Source organism: Nocardioides sp. AX2bis (assembly GCF_902506435.1).
Taxonomy (GTDB): Bacteria; Actinomycetota; Actinomycetes; order Propionibacteriales; family Nocardioidaceae; genus Nocardioides.
Window position 1 is genome coordinate 330,150 of sequence record NZ_LR733215.1, and the last position, 15,832, is coordinate 345,981.

The 15,832-nt window shown below is 72.5% G+C and carries 18 protein-coding genes and 1 pseudogene; 10 read left to right on the plus strand and 9 right to left on the minus strand.

The features are described 5' to 3' along the window. Nucleotides 1–20: 20 nt before the first annotated feature. Nucleotides 21–506, plus strand: coding sequence for a hypothetical protein (locus tag GV155_RS01600; RefSeq protein ID WP_160004630.1), 486 nt, complete (start codon nt 21–23; stop codon nt 504–506). 30 nt (nt 507–536) lie between these two features. Here GV155_RS01600 and GV155_RS01605 read toward each other — a convergent pair whose 3' ends face one another. Next, nucleotides 537–2,108: an alkaline phosphatase D family protein gene (locus GV155_RS01605; protein WP_236553842.1), complete on the minus strand. Its 1,572-nt coding sequence runs from the start codon at nt 2,106–2,108 to the stop codon at nt 537–539. Nucleotides 2,109–2,214: 106 nt separating this feature from the next. Further along, nucleotides 2,215–2,532, minus strand: coding sequence for a putative quinol monooxygenase (locus GV155_RS01610; RefSeq protein ID WP_160004632.1), 318 nt, complete (start codon nt 2,530–2,532; stop codon nt 2,215–2,217). A gap of 109 nt (nt 2,533–2,641) precedes the next feature. On the opposite strand from GV155_RS01610, the gene GV155_RS01615 reads away from it, so the two are divergent. Beyond that, a complete protein-coding gene (locus GV155_RS01615) occupies nt 2,642–3,538 on the plus strand; it encodes an NAD-dependent epimerase/dehydratase family protein (RefSeq protein ID WP_160004634.1) in 897 nt (298 codons plus the stop codon). Between the two features lie 10 nt (nt 3,539–3,548). Next, a complete protein-coding gene (locus GV155_RS01620; protein WP_160004636.1) occupies nt 3,549–3,944 on the plus strand; it encodes a hypothetical protein in 396 nt (131 codons plus the stop codon). 292 nt (nt 3,945–4,236) lie between these two features. On the opposite strand, the gene GV155_RS01625 is transcribed toward GV155_RS01620, so the two are convergent. After that, nucleotides 4,237–4,671, minus strand: a complete 435-nt coding sequence (locus GV155_RS01625; protein ID WP_160004638.1) for a VOC family protein — start codon at nt 4,669–4,671, stop codon at nt 4,237–4,239. 123 nt (nt 4,672–4,794) lie between these two features. On the opposite strand from GV155_RS01625, the gene GV155_RS01630 reads away from it, so the two are divergent. Together GV155_RS01630 and GV155_RS01635 are read left to right on the plus strand one after the other, a co-directional pair. Continuing rightward, entirely contained in the window at nt 4,795–4,974 is a 180-nt protein-coding gene (locus GV155_RS01630) for a hypothetical protein (RefSeq protein ID WP_160004640.1), read from the plus strand. Nucleotides 4,975–5,130: 156 nt separating this feature from the next. Beyond that, a pseudogene (locus tag GV155_RS01635) lies at nt 5,131–6,587 on the plus strand (benzaldehyde dehydrogenase). Between the two features lie 99 nt (nt 6,588–6,686). Here the strand turns inward: GV155_RS01635 and GV155_RS01640 are convergent. Beyond that, nucleotides 6,687–7,289, minus strand: coding sequence for a helix-turn-helix domain-containing protein (locus GV155_RS01640; RefSeq protein WP_160004642.1), 603 nt, complete (start codon nt 7,287–7,289; stop codon nt 6,687–6,689). 105 nt (nt 7,290–7,394) lie between these two features. Here GV155_RS01640 and GV155_RS01645 point away from each other — a divergent pair, with 105 nt between their 5' ends. The 5 genes from GV155_RS01645 (at nt 7,395) to GV155_RS01665 (ending at nt 10,854) form a co-directional block, all read left to right on the plus strand. After that, nucleotides 7,395–8,360, plus strand: a complete 966-nt coding sequence (locus GV155_RS01645) for an NAD(P)/FAD-dependent oxidoreductase (protein WP_160004643.1) — start codon at nt 7,395–7,397, stop codon at nt 8,358–8,360. Further along, nucleotides 8,357–9,037, plus strand: coding sequence for a class I SAM-dependent methyltransferase (locus GV155_RS01650; protein WP_160004644.1), 681 nt, complete (start codon nt 8,357–8,359; stop codon nt 9,035–9,037). The genes GV155_RS01645 and GV155_RS01650 overlap by 4 nt, the downstream gene beginning before the upstream one ends. 9 nt (nt 9,038–9,046) lie before the next feature. Continuing rightward, complete coding sequence (locus GV155_RS01655; RefSeq protein WP_160004645.1) at nt 9,047–9,490, plus strand: hypothetical protein; 444 nt, start codon at nt 9,047–9,049, stop codon at nt 9,488–9,490. Further along, nucleotides 9,487–10,158 (plus strand): hypothetical protein, encoded by a 672-nt coding sequence (locus GV155_RS01660; protein WP_160004646.1) that lies wholly within the window; start codon nt 9,487–9,489, stop codon nt 10,156–10,158. The genes GV155_RS01655 and GV155_RS01660 overlap by 4 nt, the downstream gene beginning before the upstream one ends. 99 nt (nt 10,159–10,257) lie before the next feature. Next, on the plus strand, nt 10,258–10,854 hold the full coding sequence (locus GV155_RS01665) for a GIY-YIG nuclease family protein (RefSeq protein ID WP_160004647.1): 597 nt from the start codon (nt 10,258–10,260) through the stop codon (nt 10,852–10,854). On the opposite strand, the gene GV155_RS01670 is transcribed toward GV155_RS01665, so the two are convergent. From GV155_RS01670 to GV155_RS01690, 5 genes are read right to left on the minus strand one after another with little or no spacing between them, the layout of a single operon-like run. Then, complete coding sequence (locus GV155_RS01670; RefSeq protein ID WP_160004648.1) at nt 10,835–12,112, minus strand: glucarate dehydratase family protein; 1,278 nt, start codon at nt 12,110–12,112, stop codon at nt 10,835–10,837. The two genes, GV155_RS01665 and GV155_RS01670, sit on opposite strands and share 20 nt — an antisense overlap. Continuing rightward, nucleotides 12,109–12,504: a universal stress protein gene (locus GV155_RS01675; protein WP_160004649.1), complete on the minus strand. Its 396-nt coding sequence runs from the start codon at nt 12,502–12,504 to the stop codon at nt 12,109–12,111. The genes GV155_RS01670 and GV155_RS01675 overlap by 4 nt, the downstream gene beginning before the upstream one ends. Continuing rightward, nucleotides 12,501–14,045, minus strand: coding sequence for a tripartite tricarboxylate transporter permease (locus tag GV155_RS01680; protein ID WP_160004650.1), 1,545 nt, complete (start codon nt 14,043–14,045; stop codon nt 12,501–12,503). The genes GV155_RS01675 and GV155_RS01680 overlap by 4 nt, the downstream gene beginning before the upstream one ends. A gap of 18 nt (nt 14,046–14,063) precedes the next feature. Next, the gene (locus GV155_RS01685; RefSeq protein WP_160004651.1) at nt 14,064–14,633 is read right to left on the minus strand and encodes a tripartite tricarboxylate transporter TctB family protein; all 570 of its coding nucleotides are present in this window, start codon (nt 14,631–14,633) and stop codon (nt 14,064–14,066) included. Between the two features lie 53 nt (nt 14,634–14,686). Further along, nucleotides 14,687–15,688, minus strand: a complete 1,002-nt coding sequence (locus GV155_RS01690; RefSeq protein WP_201300018.1) for a Bug family tripartite tricarboxylate transporter substrate binding protein — start codon at nt 15,686–15,688, stop codon at nt 14,687–14,689. Nucleotides 15,689–15,832: the final 144 nt, after the last annotated feature.

Here is a 15,832-nt window from a genome sequence, read left to right on the forward strand (position 1 = left end):
GGACGCGGCAACATGTCAGCATGTGCGACGAGCAGCAGGACAACGACCTGGGCCGTGCCCCGAGGGGGCGGCCCATGGAGTTGACCGTGCCTGAACCCGCATCGGAGGGGCGTCGCAGGGCGACGCCGGGCTTCCTCGGGTACGCCTTGGCCATCGCGGTCAGCCTCGTGATCTTTGCGTTCGGGCTGGCTGCGGTCGACGCCTGGGAGGCCGGCAACCTCCGGGACTTTCCCGACATCGTCTTCGTCGTCGTCCTCTTCGGCGCCATCCCCGCGGCCGTCGTCGGCGCGGTGGGTGCCCTCGTGGTGCACCTCCTGACGTGGCGGGCCACCTCGCAGAGCTGGGGCGTGGGAGGAGCTACGGTCGCGGGTCTGGTGGCCGGGTACCTCCTCTACGGGGATGAGGTCGGTCCCGTTCTGGTGCTCTCCTTATCCGCCGGCTTGGGCCGCCTCGCTGTCGTCCCACTTGCGACTGCGAGGGGTGCCTCGCTGAGATCCCCTCATTGAACGCACCTCGTGGGGCAGGTTCGAACTCAGTCAGACCTTCATCGCCCCTGGTACCCCGTCCTGCACCGCGAACGACGCGTACGTGTAGCGCTCGGGGTCGCGCCGGGTGACCGTGCGGACCATCTGCAGGTCGCTCCGGAACTGCTCGCGGTCGACCGTGCAGCGCACGTGCCCGCGCCGGTCGCCGTCGAAGAACTGGATGTGCGGGTTGAACGTGATCATCGGTCCGTAGTAGGGCCCGTACGGCGTCCGATCGCCGTTCGAGCTCACCGACGTTCCGACGAACTCGGTCGCCACGACCGGCGACTCGGGACGGTCGTGGTTCGCCAGGACGTCGTTGACGAAGGTCGAGTGCCAGTCGCCGGTGATCACGACCGGGTTCCGCGTCCCCGCGTCCTTCCAAGCGCCGATCAGGCGCTGTCGGGCGGCGGGGAAGCCGTCCCACGCGTCGTGCCACAGCCGGTCGCCGCTGGGGCCGTCGTGGTCGAGACGGGCCACCATCACGTTGCTGGCCAGCACGTCCCACTGCGCGCGCGAGCGACGCAGCCCGTCGTACAACCAGCGCTCCTGCTCGGCGCCGAGCATGCTCACGCCGGGGGCGTACGCCGCGTCGCAGGCGGGGGCCTCGCCCCAGCCGCACGGCGGCACGTCGCGGTACTGCCGGCCGTCGACGAGGTCGACCTGCGCCAGGCGGCCCCAGCGCAGCCGCTTGTAGATCCGCGCGCCGCCGTCGACCGGGCGCGAGGCGATCCGGACGGGCTGGTGCTCGTACCAGGCCTGGTAGGCCGCGGCCCGCTTGGCGCTGATGTCGCCGTCGCCGTACTGCGACTGCTCGCCGGCGTAGTCGTTGACGGCCTCGTGGTCGTCCCAGGTGACCAGCCACGGGAAGCGGGCGTGGGCGCGCTGGAGGTCGGGGTCCTGCTTGTAGAGGGTGTAGCGCAGCCGCCAGTCGCGCAGCGTCTGCGTGTCACCGCGGTAGACCTCGGGGATCGCCACGTCGCGCTCGCGACCGCGCGCGGCCATCGTGCCCTCGTAGACGTAGTCGCCGAGGAAGACCACGAGGTCGAGGTCGTCCTCGGCGATCTGGCGGTACGACGGCCAGTAGCCGTCGGCGTAGTTCTGGCAGGACGCGAACGCGAAGTCGAGGCGCTCCACGTCGGCGCCGGGCGCGGGGGCCGTGCGCGTGCGGCCGACGGGGGAGAGACGGCCGTTCCAGCGGAACCGGTACCACCACTCACGGTCGGGGGCGAGCCCACGGACCTCGGCGTGCACCGAGTGCGCCAGCGCCGGGACGGCCCGCACGCTGCCCGAGCGGACGACGCGGCGGAACCTCGAGTCGGCGGCGACCTGCCACTCGACCGCCGTTCCGCGGCGCGGCATGCCGCCGTCGGGCGCCAGCGGGTCCGGCACCAGCCGCGTCCACAGCACCACGCTGCGGTGGTCCGGGTCCCCGCTGGCTACACCCAGGGTGAACGGGTTGCCGCGCGGCATCCCGGGCCCGGCCATCGCGTGGTCGAGGGGCAGGCCCGCGACGGCCGCCGCGCCGGCGACGGCGCTCACGGTGCGCAGGAACGTACGGCGGTCTCCCGAGACGAGGTTCACGCCTGGCACCGTAGGTGCCGGGAGCGGCGTCGCGGTGAACGCGCGGTAAGCGCCGTCGGTCGGCTCAGGTCGGCTGGCTCAGGTCGGCTGGCTCAGGAAGGTCGGCTCAGAACTCCGCCATCTTGTCCCAGCCGTCGCGGTCGACGTCGATGTACATGATGTCTGGGCGCTCGGCGATGTACTGCTTGGCGTCGCCCTCGACCCCGTTCTGGAAGTGGTCGGTCGCGACGTGCGCCTCGCCGGCGGCCTTGTCGACGAACGCCTCGATCGTGAGGATTGTGTCGGGGTCGTCGACGCTGCGGTAGTGCTCGTAGAACATGTTGCCGGGCTCGGCGCGGGTCGCGTCGGTGTAGGCCTGGCTCGCCGCGAGGTAGGCGTCCGCGGTGCCGGGCTTGAGCTGCTTCTTCACGGTGATGTAGATCAAGGTCGCTCCTCCATCGGGGGTGTACAGGTCAGGGTTCGCACTCTCGCACGCCCGGCCCGCCTGCCGGCCGGGTGAGAGCCGCCTGCCGGGCGCACGGTTGACTCGCCGCATGCGCATCTTCTTCACCGGCGGCAGCGGCAAGGCCGGCAAGCACGTCGCCCCCTACCTCGCCAGCCAGGGCCACCAGGTCACCAACGCCGACCTCACCCCGCTCGGCCACCCCGACGTCAACGACCTGAAGGTCGACCTCACCGACGCCGGGCAGACGTACTCCGCGATGGCCCAGATGGCCTCCATGGACGAGCTCGACCTGCCGTCGGTCCCCTCCTACGACGCGGTCGTCCACTTCGCGGCCATCCCGCGGATCCTGCTGACCCCCGACGCCACGACGTACGCGATCAACATCCTGTCGACCTACCACGTGCTCGAGGCGGCCACCCGGCTCGGCATCCCGAAGGTCATCTTCGCCTCGTCCGAGACGACGTACGGCATCTGCTTCGCGCAGGGTGAGCGCAAGCCGCTCTACGTGCCGGTCGACGAGGAGCACCCGGTCGTGCCGGAGGACTCGTACGCGATGTCGAAGGTCGCCAGCGAGGTGACCGCCCGGTCGTTCCACGCCCGCACCAGCAGCGACATCTACGGTCTGCGGATCAACAACGTGATCGAGCCGCACGAGTACGAGGAGTACTTCCCCGACTACCTCGAGGACCCCTCGCTGCGCCGCCGCAACGTCTTCGCCTACATCGACACCCGCGACCTCGGGCAGATGGTGCAGCGCTGCCTGACCACCGACGGGCTGGGCTTCGAGGTCTTCAACGTCGCGAACGCCGACATGTCGGTGGCCGCGACGACCGACGAGATCCGCGAGAAGTTCTACGAGGGCGTCGAGCTGCGCCGCGAGATGGGCCGCGACGAGACGTTTTACTCGATCGACAAGGCGCGGGAGATGCTCGGCTTCGACCCGCAGCACTCGTGGCGGGACGTGCTGGCCGACCCGCGGGCCTGAGGCTGCTGCCGTGACGTGGGGGATCGAGGAGGCGCTGCGGCCGGTGCTCGACGACCTCCAGGCTGCTGAGGGATGGATCCCGCCGGTCGACCCCACGCCGTGGCAGGACTGGCAGCCGTCGGAGTCCTGCACCCTGGTGGCGTACGGCAGCAGCGCCGGCGTGTGGCTGGACATGTCGCTGGACCCGGCGTCGGGTCTGGCCAGGCTCGCGGACCAGGTGCAGGACTGGGTGGTCGAGCAGCTGCCCGGGATGCACCGCCCGGCCGTCTGGCCGACCTGCCCGGCGCACCCGGACTCCCACCCGCGGCAGGCGGTCGTCGAGGGCGGCCGCGCGGTGTGGGCGTGCCCGCGCGGGGCTGCGGTGTCGACGCCGATCGGGCGGCTGGGCGAGGCCCCGCCCGGCTGACACCGGTGGGGAGGGAGTCGTGTGCTCGAGAACCAGCCCCGCACCGGGCTCAGGCACACGACTTCCGTCTGCAGGTGGCCGGCCCGACGTACAAGGTCCGTCGGGCGGTCATGGGTCAACTGACGCGCTGGGGCGCGTCGACCGACCCACGACTGCGTGGGCCCAGCCCGGCCAGTCGAGGTCGTGTGCCTGATACCGAGCCCTTGACCGTGCTCAGGCACACGACTCCTGCTGGCGGCCCGCCCGCCCGACCCCCACGACCCCGCGGCCCAGTACGGCCGGGCGCTCGTCGTCAGTCCAGGCAGAACTCGTTGCCCTCGACGTCCTGCATCACCAGGCACGACTCGTTGACGCCGGTGGCCCGCATCAGCCGCACCCGGCGTGCGCCGAGCGGCTCCAGCCGGTCGGCCTCGGCCTCGAGCGCGGCGACGCGCTCCTCGCCGGTGAGGCCGACCCCGACGCGTACGTCGAGGTGGATGCGGTTCTTGCCGGCCTTGGCCTCCGGCACCCGCTGGAAGAAGAGCCGCGGGCCGGCGCCGGTCGGGTCCTGGCAGGCCCAGACGCCGCCCTGGCGGTCCGGGGGCAGGGTGGCGTCGACGGCGTCCCACGAGTCGAAGCCGGGCGGGGGCGGCGGGTCGACGTAGCCCAGCACCTCCTTCCAGAACGCGGCGACTGCGCGGGGGCTCGCGCAGTCGAAGGTCACCTGCACCTGCTTCACCTCGGCCATGGGTCCACGGTGGCCCTGACGTGCGCCGGGCGTCCAGCCCCACTGGTCCTCGGGGGTGAGCGGCGCGGTCGTGGCGGGTGGCAGCGTGGGCGGGAGCCAGAGACATCGACGAGAGGGGCACGCATGAGCAGCCAGGACTCCGAGAACATCGGACGACTCGACGACGCCGCCGAGGAGCAGGAGGAGTCGTCGACCACCGACGGCGCCGCCGCCGAGGGCGAGTACGACCCGGCCCAGGGCTCGCCTGCCGGCACGCACCCGGTCGGGGAGACGTACCCCGACGAGGCTCCCAAGGCGGAGTAGCCCGCGGGAGTCGTGTGCTTGAGGACGGTCCCTACCGCGTTCTCAGGCACACGACCCTGAGCTCCCGGGCCGGGGGCAGGTCGCCCACCGGCCTGATAGGCATCAGCAGAGCCGCCTGCACGCGCGGGACGGCGTACCCCACCGACAGGAACCGTCATGACCCTGCTCGACCCCGCCACCTGGACCGGCAAGATCCACCTCGACGGCTGGACCACCGGCTCAGGCGGCGTGCAGGACGTGGTCGAGCCCGCGACCGGCAAGGTCCTCGGGCAGGTCGGGGTGGCCGGGCCCGACGACGTCACCCGGGCCGCGACGAGGGCGGCGGCGGCGCAGGAGGAGTGGGCGGCACGGCCGCCGGAGCAGCGCGCGGCCGTGCTGCGTCGCGCCGGTGAGTTGTGGGAGACCCACGCCGAGGAGGTCCAGGGATGGATCGTGCGCGAGGCGGGGTCCGTACCGACGAAGGCCGGGCTCGAGACGCACATCGCGGCCGCCGAGTGCTTCGAGGCCGCCTCGCTGCCGACGCACCCGCAGGGCGAGGTGCTGGCCTCCAACGCGCCGCACTGGTCCTTCGCGCGCCGCCGCCCGGTCGGCGTGGTCACCGTGATCGCGCCGTTCAACTTCCCGCTGATCCTCTCCATCCGCTCCGTCGCGCCGGCGCTCGCGCTCGGCAACGCCGTGCTGCTCAAACCCGACCCGCGGACCGCGGTCTGCGGCGGGGTCGCGCTGGTGCGGGTCTTCGAGGAGGCCGGGCTGCCGGCGGGCCTGCTGCAGCTGCTGCCGGGCGGCACGGAGGTCGGCGTCGCCGTCGTCGAGGCCCCCGAGGTCGCCGTCATCTCCTTCACCGGCTCCACCGCCGCCGGCCGCAAGGTCGGTGAGGCCGCCGCCCGCCACCTCAAGCGCGCGCACCTCGAGCTCGGCGGCAACAACGCGCTGGTGGTCCTGCCCGGCGCCGACCTCGCGCTCGCGGCCTCGGCCGGCGCGTTCGGGTCGTTCCTCCACCAGGGTCAGATCTGCATGACGACGGGACGGCACTTCGTGCACGAGTCGCTCTACGACGACTACGTCGCCGCGCTGGCCGCCAAGGCCGAGCACCTGCCGGTGGGCGACCCCTCGACCGACCAGGTCGCGCTCGGTCCGATCATCGACGGCAAGCAGCTCGACAACATCGACGCGATCGTCACCGAGTCGCAGTCCCAGGGCGCGCGCCTGGCCGCCGGCGGTCGGCGTGAGGGGCCGTACTACTACCCGACCGTGCTCGCCGACCTCACGCCCGACAACCGCGCCCTCGCCGACGAGATCTTCGGCCCGGTCGCGCGGTCATGTCCTTCTCCACCGACGACGAGGTCGTGGGGCTGGTCAACGCCAACGAGTACGGCCTGTCGGTCGGCATCCTCGGCGACGTCGGGCGGGCGATGAAGATCGCGGACCGGGTCCACGCCGGCAAGGTGCACATCAACGAGCAGACTGTCTCCGACGAGGCCAACGCCCCGTTCGGCGGCGTGGGTGCCTCGGGCACGGGTTCGCGGTTCGGTGGGGCGACGGCCAACATCGAGGCGTTCACCGAGGGTCAGTGGCTGACCGTGCGTCCGGACATCGCGCCGTACCCGTTCTGAGGCGTGCTCGCCGCGGGACGTCATACGGTCCGAGCGGGGGCTGAGCGCTGCGGCGTATGACGTCCCGGGCCGGTCGTCGACCCTGGCCCGGACCCGCGCTCAGGCCCGCGCGGTCGACGCCCGCACGTGCGCCCGCTCGCCCTGCCGCCCGATCAGGCTCAGGAACTCGACCGGCCCGGCGCTGGTCGCGCCGAACCAGTGCGGGGTGCGGCAGTCGAACTCGGCCGCCTCGCCGGGCTTGAGCAGCAGGTCGTGCTCGCCGAGGACCAGTCGCAGCGTGCCGTCGAGGACGTAGACCCAGTCCCAGCCGTCGTGCGTGCGCTGCTCGACCACCGCGTCGTCGTCGCCTCGCGGGACCACGAACTTGTACGCCTGGATCCCGCCGGCCCGCTTGGTCAGCGGCAGCATCACCCAGCCCATGTCGTTCCTGATCGGGCGCAGGTTGACCCGGGGGTTGCCGGTGGCGGGGGCGTCGACCAGCTCGTCGAGCGTCACCCCGTGCACCCGCGCCAGCGGCAGCAGCTGCTCGAGCGTCGGGCGCCGCAGACCCGCCTCGAGCCGCGACAGGGTGCTGACCGAGATCCCGGTCTGCGCCGCCAGGTCCGCGAGCGTGATGTCTCGGCGGGTGCGCAGCTGCTTGAGACGGGTGCCGACGGCGTCGAGGGCCCGGTCGGTGTCGCTGGTCGTGAGGGGGTCGGTCATGACCTGAGCCTACGCCTCATTTTCCGTTCGGCAACATCGCTTGCCGATCTGCTGGGTCGCGACGCAGGCTGGGGGCACACACCGAGCAGCGAGGAGGTGGCCGGGATGACCGACCACAACGAGAACACCACCGATGTCCTGGACGTCGTCGTCATCGGCGGCGGGGCGGCCGGGCTCAGCGGGGCCCTGACCCTGGTACGCCAGCGCCGCAGCGTGGTCGTCGTCGACGCGGGAGCACCGCGCAACGCCCCGGCCGCGGGCGTGCACGGTCTGCTCGCCCTCGACGGGACCCCGCCGGCCGAGCTGGTCGCGCGAGGTCGCGCCGAGGTCGAGGGGTACGGCGGGCGCGTGGTCGACGACCGGGTCGTGTCCGTCACCCACGTCGACGCGGGCTTCGAGGTGACCCTCGCCGAGGGGGCGCCGCTCCTGGCGCGGCGGCTGCTGGTCGCGACCGGCCTGGTCGACGAGCTGCCCGACGTCCCCGGTGTGGCCGAGCGGTGGGGGCGCGACGTCATCCACTGCCCGTTCTGCCACGGCTGGGAGTCGCGCGACCGCCGGATCGGCGTGCTGGCCGCAAGCCCGATGTCGGTGCACCAAGCACTGATGCTGCGCCAGCTCAGCGACGACGTGCGCTTCTTCGCCCACGGCGTCGCGCTGTCCGAGGACGACCGGGCCACTCTCGATGCGCTGGACGTCCCGGTCTTCGACGGGGCGGTCGAGCGGCTCGAGATCGACGACGACGCGATCCGCGGGGTCCGCCTCGCTCACGGCGCCGTCGTCGAGGTCGACGTCGTCGCGGTCGGGACGCGGCTGCACGCCCGCGCCGACTTCCTGGCCGGGATCGGCCTCGAGCCGGTCGAGCACATGATGGGCACGATGGTCCCCGCCGACGAGGCCGGTCGCACCCCGGTGCCCGGGGTCTGGGTGGCCGGCAACGCCACCGACCTGATGGCCCAGGTGAGCGGCGCCGCGGCGGACGCCGCCCGGGTCGCGGCCCAGATCCACGGGGACCTGATGATGACCGACCTGCAGGCGACCCTCGCCGCGCGGGGCGGGAAGGTGTCGGCATGAGCGACCGCGAGCACACCTTCGACCGCGACTACTGGGACGAGCACTACGCCGGCCCGGGCGTGGAGTCCCACCGCCGCGAGCCGAACCCGTACGTCGTCCGCGAGACCGCCGACCTGACCCCGGGCGCCGCGCTCGACGCCGGCTGCGGCGAGGGTGTCGAGGCCACCTGGCTGGCCGCGCAGGGCTGGGACGTCACCGGCGCCGACATCGCCTCCGAGGTGCTGCGGCGGGCGCGGGGGCGTACGGCACCCGAGGCCGCAGGGCGGGTGCGCTGGGTCGAGGCCGACCTCTCGACGTGGGAGCCGGCGGTCGCCCTCGACCTGGTCACCACGTTCTACGCCCACCCGACGATCCCGCAGCTCGACTTCTACGACCGGCTCGCGGGCTGGGTCGCACCTGGAGGGACGCTGCTGGTCGTGGGTCACGGGCAGGGCCACGCGGGCGGCCACGGGCACGGCCACGGGCAGGGCCACGGGCACGGGCACGGGTCGGGGGAGGGGGACGGGCCGCCGCCGGAGGCGACGGTGACCGCCGCGGCCGTCGCGGCCCGGTTCGACCCGGAGCTGTGGGAGGTCGTCACGGCCGAGGACACCTCGCGGGTGTACGTCTTCGAGGGAGGGGAGAAGGTGCTCGACGACGTCGTCGTGCGCGCCACCCGGCGTGCCTCCTCGGCCTAGGCTCGGGACATGGTGCACGACGGGATGGGTCGGTGGAGCTGGCGGAGGATCGGCCTGGTCGCCGCCGCCCCAGCGGTCCTGGCGGGCGGCCTCGCGTTCTCGCTCCTCGGCCAGCCCGCGCCGGAGGATGTCGTCGAGTCCTACGCCAACGACGTCCGCGACGCGGACTGCACCGCCTACTTCGGCACCTACAGCGTGGACGAGGCGGACGAGCTGTCGAGCAAGCTCGACGTGTGCGGGCGCGGCGACGGGAGCCTCGAGCTCGGTGAGTTCACGGTGACCGAGGTCGACGAGTCGCCCGCGGGCGTGCCGGTGCCCGACGGCGCGACAGAGGTCGCCCGGGTGGCCTACACGGCGGAGTCGGCCGCGGACGGCGCGAAGACCAGCTTCGACGGCGCCTTCGTCGTGGCGCGCTTCGACGGCGAGTGGGAGATCGTGGACGACGACGCATGAGCGCGTCGTGGTGGATCGGACTCGACGGCTGGGTCCTGCAGGACGGCAACGACACCGACGTCGCCCCGGGTCAGCGGCGCGAGTTCGCGGTCGAGTTCGGCTACGCGCGACATCGTCGCCTCCGGCCGGCCCCGGACGCCGCCGGCACGAGCTGCCGGTGGACCGGGCGGGACACGACGTACGAGGTCACCGGCCGGCTGCTGCGCGCCTCGTCGTCGCCCCGCGCGAGCGACGCGTTCGTGCTCGACATCGGCCCGCTCCAGGCGTACGACACCTGGATGGTCCTCGACGACCTCCAGCCGCCGGCCGCGGGTGCGTGGCTGACCGGCGAGGTCGGCCTGCACGTGGACCACTTCGCCTACATGGACCACCTCGCGACGCTGCCCGGGATGCCGCCGCTGATCCGCACCTGGACGATCGAGGAGGTCCAGCTCGACACCACGCCGACGATCCGGGTGGAGTACGGCCACCCGCTCCACGTCGCCCCCGAGGGCGAGGGCCCGATGTGGGTCCGTGACCCGTCCCGCGAGAGCCACGAGACCGTCGACCGGACGCGGACGTGGGACCACGACGGCGGGTACCGGCTGCGCTGCACCCTCGAGGACGACGAGCCGACCAGCTCGATGGAGCGCAGCGGACCGCGGTCGCCGTACGGCCCGCTGTCGTGAAGGGGCGTCGAGTCGTGATCTGGAGTCACCTGGTGGCACCAGATCGCGAGTCGACCGGCTCGCCGTGCTCCGGCACGGGTCGTGCGCGAGGATCAGCGCATGGTCGACCCTGACGCCGTTGACGCCGCCCTGCATGCCCTCGCGGGCCCACGGCACGCCCGTGCCGAGGCGGCCGATGTGGTCGCTCGGGAGCGTGGTCTTTACGCGTTCCACGGTAGCCCGAGAGCGTGGTCGGACCTCGGCCTCGAGCCGCAGCTCGACGATCAACCGCTCTACGTCGGCAAGGCCGAGGCGAGCCTCCGCGACCGCGACGTCGGCACCCACTTCGCGACCGGCAGGACCGGGTCGTCGACCGTGCGCCGTAGCCTCGCCGCGCTGCTCGTCGACCGGCTCGACCTGGTCGCCGTACCCCGGAACCTCGCTCGTCCTGACGGCAGTGCCAGCTTCGGCCTCGAGCCGCGCGGTGATCTGCGGCTCAGCGAGTGGATGGAGCGGCACCTGCTGCTCGCGACGTGGATCGGGCCGGGAGGTGTGTTGCTGGGCGAGGTCGAGACCGCCGTCCTGCTCCGGCTCCGACCGCCGCTGAACCTCGCCAAGGTCGGGGAGCCGCGCGTACGGCTGAAGGCGGCGCGGGCGCAGATGGCGCGCACGGCGCGGGCGTACCCGCCGGGGGCCGTCACCAGCGGGACGTGTTGACCTCGAAGCCAGGCTCGATGCTGCGCATGTAGACGGTGTCCTCGCGGCGACGGACGCCACAGGTCACCCACTGCTCGTGCAGCTCGGCCAGCCTGTCGCGGTCGAGCTCGACGCCCAGGCCCGGGCCGGTGGGCACGTCGACGGCGCCGTCGCGGAACTCCAGCACCCCGGGGACCAGCAGGTCCTGGGTCTTCCACGGGTAGTGGGTGTCGCAGGCGTACGTCAGGTTCTCGCTCGACGCGGCCAGGTGCACCATCGCGGCCAGGCTGATGCCGAGGTGGGAGTTGGAGTGCATCGACAGGCCCAGCCCGAAGGTCTCGCAGATGCCGGCCAGCAGCGCCGAGCGGCGCAGCCCGCCCCAGAGGTGGTGGTCCGACAGCACGACCTGGACGGCGTCGGCGGCGATCGCGGGCGGGAGGTGCTCCATCGCGATCACGCACATGTTGGTCGCCAGGGGGAGGTCGGTGTGGCGGGCGACCTCGGCCATGCCGGGGATGCCCGGGGTGGGGTCCTCGAGGTACTCGACCACGCCGGCCAGCCGCTCGGCGACCTTGACCGAGGTGGCCGGGGTCCAGCCACCGTTGGGGTCCAGGCGCAGCGGGTGGTCCGGGAAGGCGGCGCGCAGCGCCTCGATCGCCTCGCACTCGACCTCGGGGGCGAAGACGCCGCCCTTGAGCTTGAGCGAGGTGAAGCCCCACCCGTCGACCATCCGGCGGGCCTGGGCCACGATCCCGTCGGCGTCCAGGGCCTCGCCCCAGGCGTCCGGCTCCTGGCCGGGGTGCGCGGCCCACTTGTAGAACAGGTAACCGGCGAAGTCGACGCGGTCGCGGACCCGCCCACCGAGCAGGTCGCTGACCGGGACGCCGGCGCGCCGCGCCTGGACGTCGAGGCAGGCCACCTCGAACGGTGAGTAGACCGTCTCCAGCGCCGAGTCGACGTCGAGCATCCCGCCGAAGCTCATCCCGGCGTCGCCGTCGCCGGCGGCCAGGACCAGCGCCACGAGGCGGCGCAGGCCGGCCAGGTCGTACGGGTCGTGCCCGCCGAGCCGGTCGGCCACGGCCTGCAACCGACCGAGCTGCGTCTCGTCGCCGTACGTCTCGCCGAGCCCCAGGAGACCGTCGTCGGTGTGGACCTCGACCACCGCACGCAGCGCCCAGGCCTGGTGCACGCCGACGACGTTGAGCAGCGGCGGGTCGGCGAACGCGACCGGGGTGACGACGACGCGGCTGACCCGCGAGCCGCTGCCCACCGTGCTCACCGGGGAGGCTTGACGGCCAGGATCGGCACGTCGAGGTCGAGCAGCAGGCGCTGCGCGTCGCTGCCCATGACCAGCTTGCCGATCGGGGAGCGACGCTTGACGCCGATCACCACGAGCCGGGCGCCGCTGGCCTCGACCGCCGAGGTGAAGGCGGCGACCAGGTCGGCGCCGTGGTCGGCGCGGTCGACGCGCAGGGTCACGCCGAGGGCGCGGGCCCGCTCGACGAGCCCGGCCTCGGTCGTCTCGTCGACGAGGTGGCCGTCGACCAGCTGACCCCGACGGGGGCTGTTGAGCAGGACCACCTCGTCACCGCGGGCAGCGGCCTCCTCGAGGCCGGCGGTGAGCGCGGCCTCGCCGCGCGGGGTCGGGACGTAGCCGATCAGGATCGTCATCGCAGGCTCTCTTCACGCTCGGGAGTGGTGGGGGAGGCAGGGCCGGACGGTCCGCCGGGCCGGGTACGCCGGGCCAGCAGCTTGCGCAGCAGCGGCAGGAGGATCACCAGCACCAGGAAGGCGAGGATCGTCCCGGAGATCGGGCGGGTCACGAAGCCGGTCGGGTCGCCGCCGAAGATCAGCAGCGAGCGGCGGATGCTGCTCTCGACCAGGATGCCGAGGACGAAGGCCAGGACCAGCGGGCCGGGCTCGAACCCGGCCTTCTTCATCAGGTAGCCGATGATCCCGAAGGTGATCATCACGAAGATGTCGAAGACCGAGTTCCGGATCGTGTAGACGCCCAGGATCGTGATCAGGGCGGTGATCGGGGCCAGGATCGCCGGACGCACCCGCAGCACGCGGACGAAGACGCCGACCAGCGGGATGCTGAGGACCAGCAGCATGATGTTGCCGATGTACATGGAGTTGATGACGCCCCAGAAGACGTCGGGGCGCTCGTCGACCAGCGCGGGGCCGGGCGTCACGCCCAGGACCAGCAGCGCGCCGAACAGGATCGCCATCGAGGCGTTGGCCGGGATCCCGATCGTCAGCAGCGGGATGAACGACGAGGTCGCGGCGGCGTTGTTGGCCGACTCGGGGGCGGCCACGCCCTCGATCGCACCACGGCCGAAGCGTGAGGGATCCTTGGCCCGCTTCTTCTCGGCGGCGTAGGCGACCAGCGAGGCCATCACGGCGCCACCACCGGGCAGGACCCCGAGGAAGAACCCGATCACCGAGCCGCGGCCGATCGCGCCGGAGGACTGCTTGAGTTCGCCGCGGGAGGGCCAGACGTTGGCCACCGGCGCGGGCGCCTGGACCTTGCCGTGGCGCTGCTCGAGATTGTGCAGGATCTCCCCGACGCCGAAGAGGCCCATCGCCACGACGACGAAGTCGATGCCGTCGGAGAGCTCCAGGCTGTCGAAGGTGAAGCGGCTGGCACCGGTGAAGCTGTCCCGCCCGACCGTGGCCAGGAGGAGCCCGATGGCGGCCGCGATCAGCGCCTTGATCATGTTGCCGTTGCCGACCGTGGCGACGAGCAGGACGCCGAGCAGGGCCAGCGCGGCGTACTCCGGAGGACCGAAGTCGAGCGCGAAGCTCGCCACGACGGGCGCCAGGAGGGTCATCCCGACGATCGCGATGGTGGCGCCGACGAAGGAGCCGATGGCGGCGATGCCGAGCGCGGTGCCGGCCTTGCCCTGCTTGGCCAGCGCGAACCCGTCGAAGACGGTGACCACGCTCGACGCCTCACCGGGCAGCCGGAGGAGCACTGAGGTGATCGTGCCGCCGTACTGGGCGCCGTAGTAGATCCCGGCCAGCATGATGATGGCCGAGACGGGCTCGACGTTGTAGGTGATCGGCAGCAGGATCGCGATCGTCGCGGCCGGGCCGAGGCCGGGCAGGACGCCGATCAGCATGCCGACCAGGACACCGATCAGGCAGTACATCAGGTTCGTCGGCTCGACGGCGACGGCGAAGCCGTCCAGGAACGCGTTGACATCCATGCGGGACTCCGGTGGCCGTCAGAAGAGGTGGGGCAGCGGGATGCTGAGCCCGTAGAGGAAGAGCAGGTAGAAGGCGACCGTGGTCACCAGCGCGACGACCACGGTGGAGCGCCAGGTCTCACCGCCCAGGAAGCGCAGCCAGACCAGGCACAGCAGGAACGAGGGGATCTCGAACCCGATCACCGGGAGGAGGAAGGCCATCACCAGGAAGGTCGCGGCGCCCGCGAGGGGCAGCAGGCTGGAGCGGGTGAAGGCCTCGGCGTCGTCGAGACCGCGGCCGACGAGGAGCAGCAGCAGCGACAGGCCGGTGATCAGCACGCTGGTCGCGAAGGGCCACAGCCCGGCGCCCGGCTCGCTGAGCGAGCCGAGGCCGTAGCCCAGGCTCATCACGACCCCGGTGACGCCCACCGCGACCCCGACGAGGGCCGCGACGACCTGGTACGCCGGGCCGCCGGCGGGCGGGCGCTCGTCCTCGAGGTCCTGCGCGACCTCGGCCTGGAGGTCGGCGAGCAGGTCCGGCTCCGGCGACCCCGAGGTGCCGGGGACGCCACCGGGGGCGTTCGGCCCGGTCGGTGGGGTGGTGCTCATCGTCGGCTCCTCGGGGTCGTGCGGGGGGTGGTGCTGCGGGACGTCAGGTCAGGTCAGGACGCGCTGCCCAGGCTGATGCCGTACTCGTCGAGCAGGTCGGCGTAGCGTTGGCCGTCCTCCTCGAGCATGGTGACGATCTCGTCGCCGGAGACCTCGAGCGGGGCCAGGTTGTTCTGCTCGTTGAACGCCTGGTACTCCTCGGTCGCGAAGGTCTCCTCGAGGCCGCCGGCGAGGGTGTCGATGACGTCCTGGGGCGTGCCGGCCGGCACGGTGAGGAAGCGGTACTGGGCGACCTCGACCTCGAGGCCCTGCTCGGTGGCGGTCTCGACGTCGGGCAACGACTCGACGCGTTCGGGGCCGAAGACGGTCAGCGGGGTGAGCTTGCCGGCCTCGATGTTCTCGACGGCCTCGCCGATCTGCAGCGCGGCGGCGTCGACCTGGCCGCCGAGGACGGCGGTCAGCGCCGGCGCGCCACCGTCGAAGGGCACGTCCGTGGCTTCGACGCCGAGGTCGCCGAAGAGCAGCGCCTGGGCGACCTGCGAGCCGGTGCCGACGCCGGTGGTGCCGTACTTCAGCGAGTCGGCGCCCTCGAGGTCCTCGATGGTCTGGTACTCGCTGTCGGCATTGGTGACCAGGACGTAGTCGTCGCGCGAGACGCCACCGACGACCTCGAAGTCCTCGATGCTGGTGACCTCGTCCTCGGAGACCGCGAGCGGGGTGATGGCGAACAGGGAGGCGTTCTGGACCGCGATGGTCGAGCCGTCGGGCTCGGCAGAGGCGACCTCGGCGGCGGCCAGCGCGCCGTTGGCACCGGAGGCGTTGATCACCGGGAAGGACGCGTCGAGCGCGTCGGACAGGCCGGTGGAGACCTGGCGGCTGATCAGGTCGCTGGAACCGCCCGGGTCGGCACCGACGTACATCTCGACCGTGCCCGACGGGTACGAGCCGCCGTCGTCGCCGCCGGTGCTGGTGGAGACGCCACCGCAGGCGGAGAGGAGGAGCGTGGCGGCCGTGGCCGCGCCCGCGAGGCTGATGGTGGTCCGGTGGCTGGCCATGGGAATCACTCCTGGAGTCATCTGCGCCCGGGCTCGTGACCCCGGGTCCGCTGAACCGGTCGCTGTGGCCGGCGTCACTGACCGTACGAGCCGTCGGCGATGCCTGTCCAAGTGAGATCCGGCATTGCTTGATACCGTCGCAGC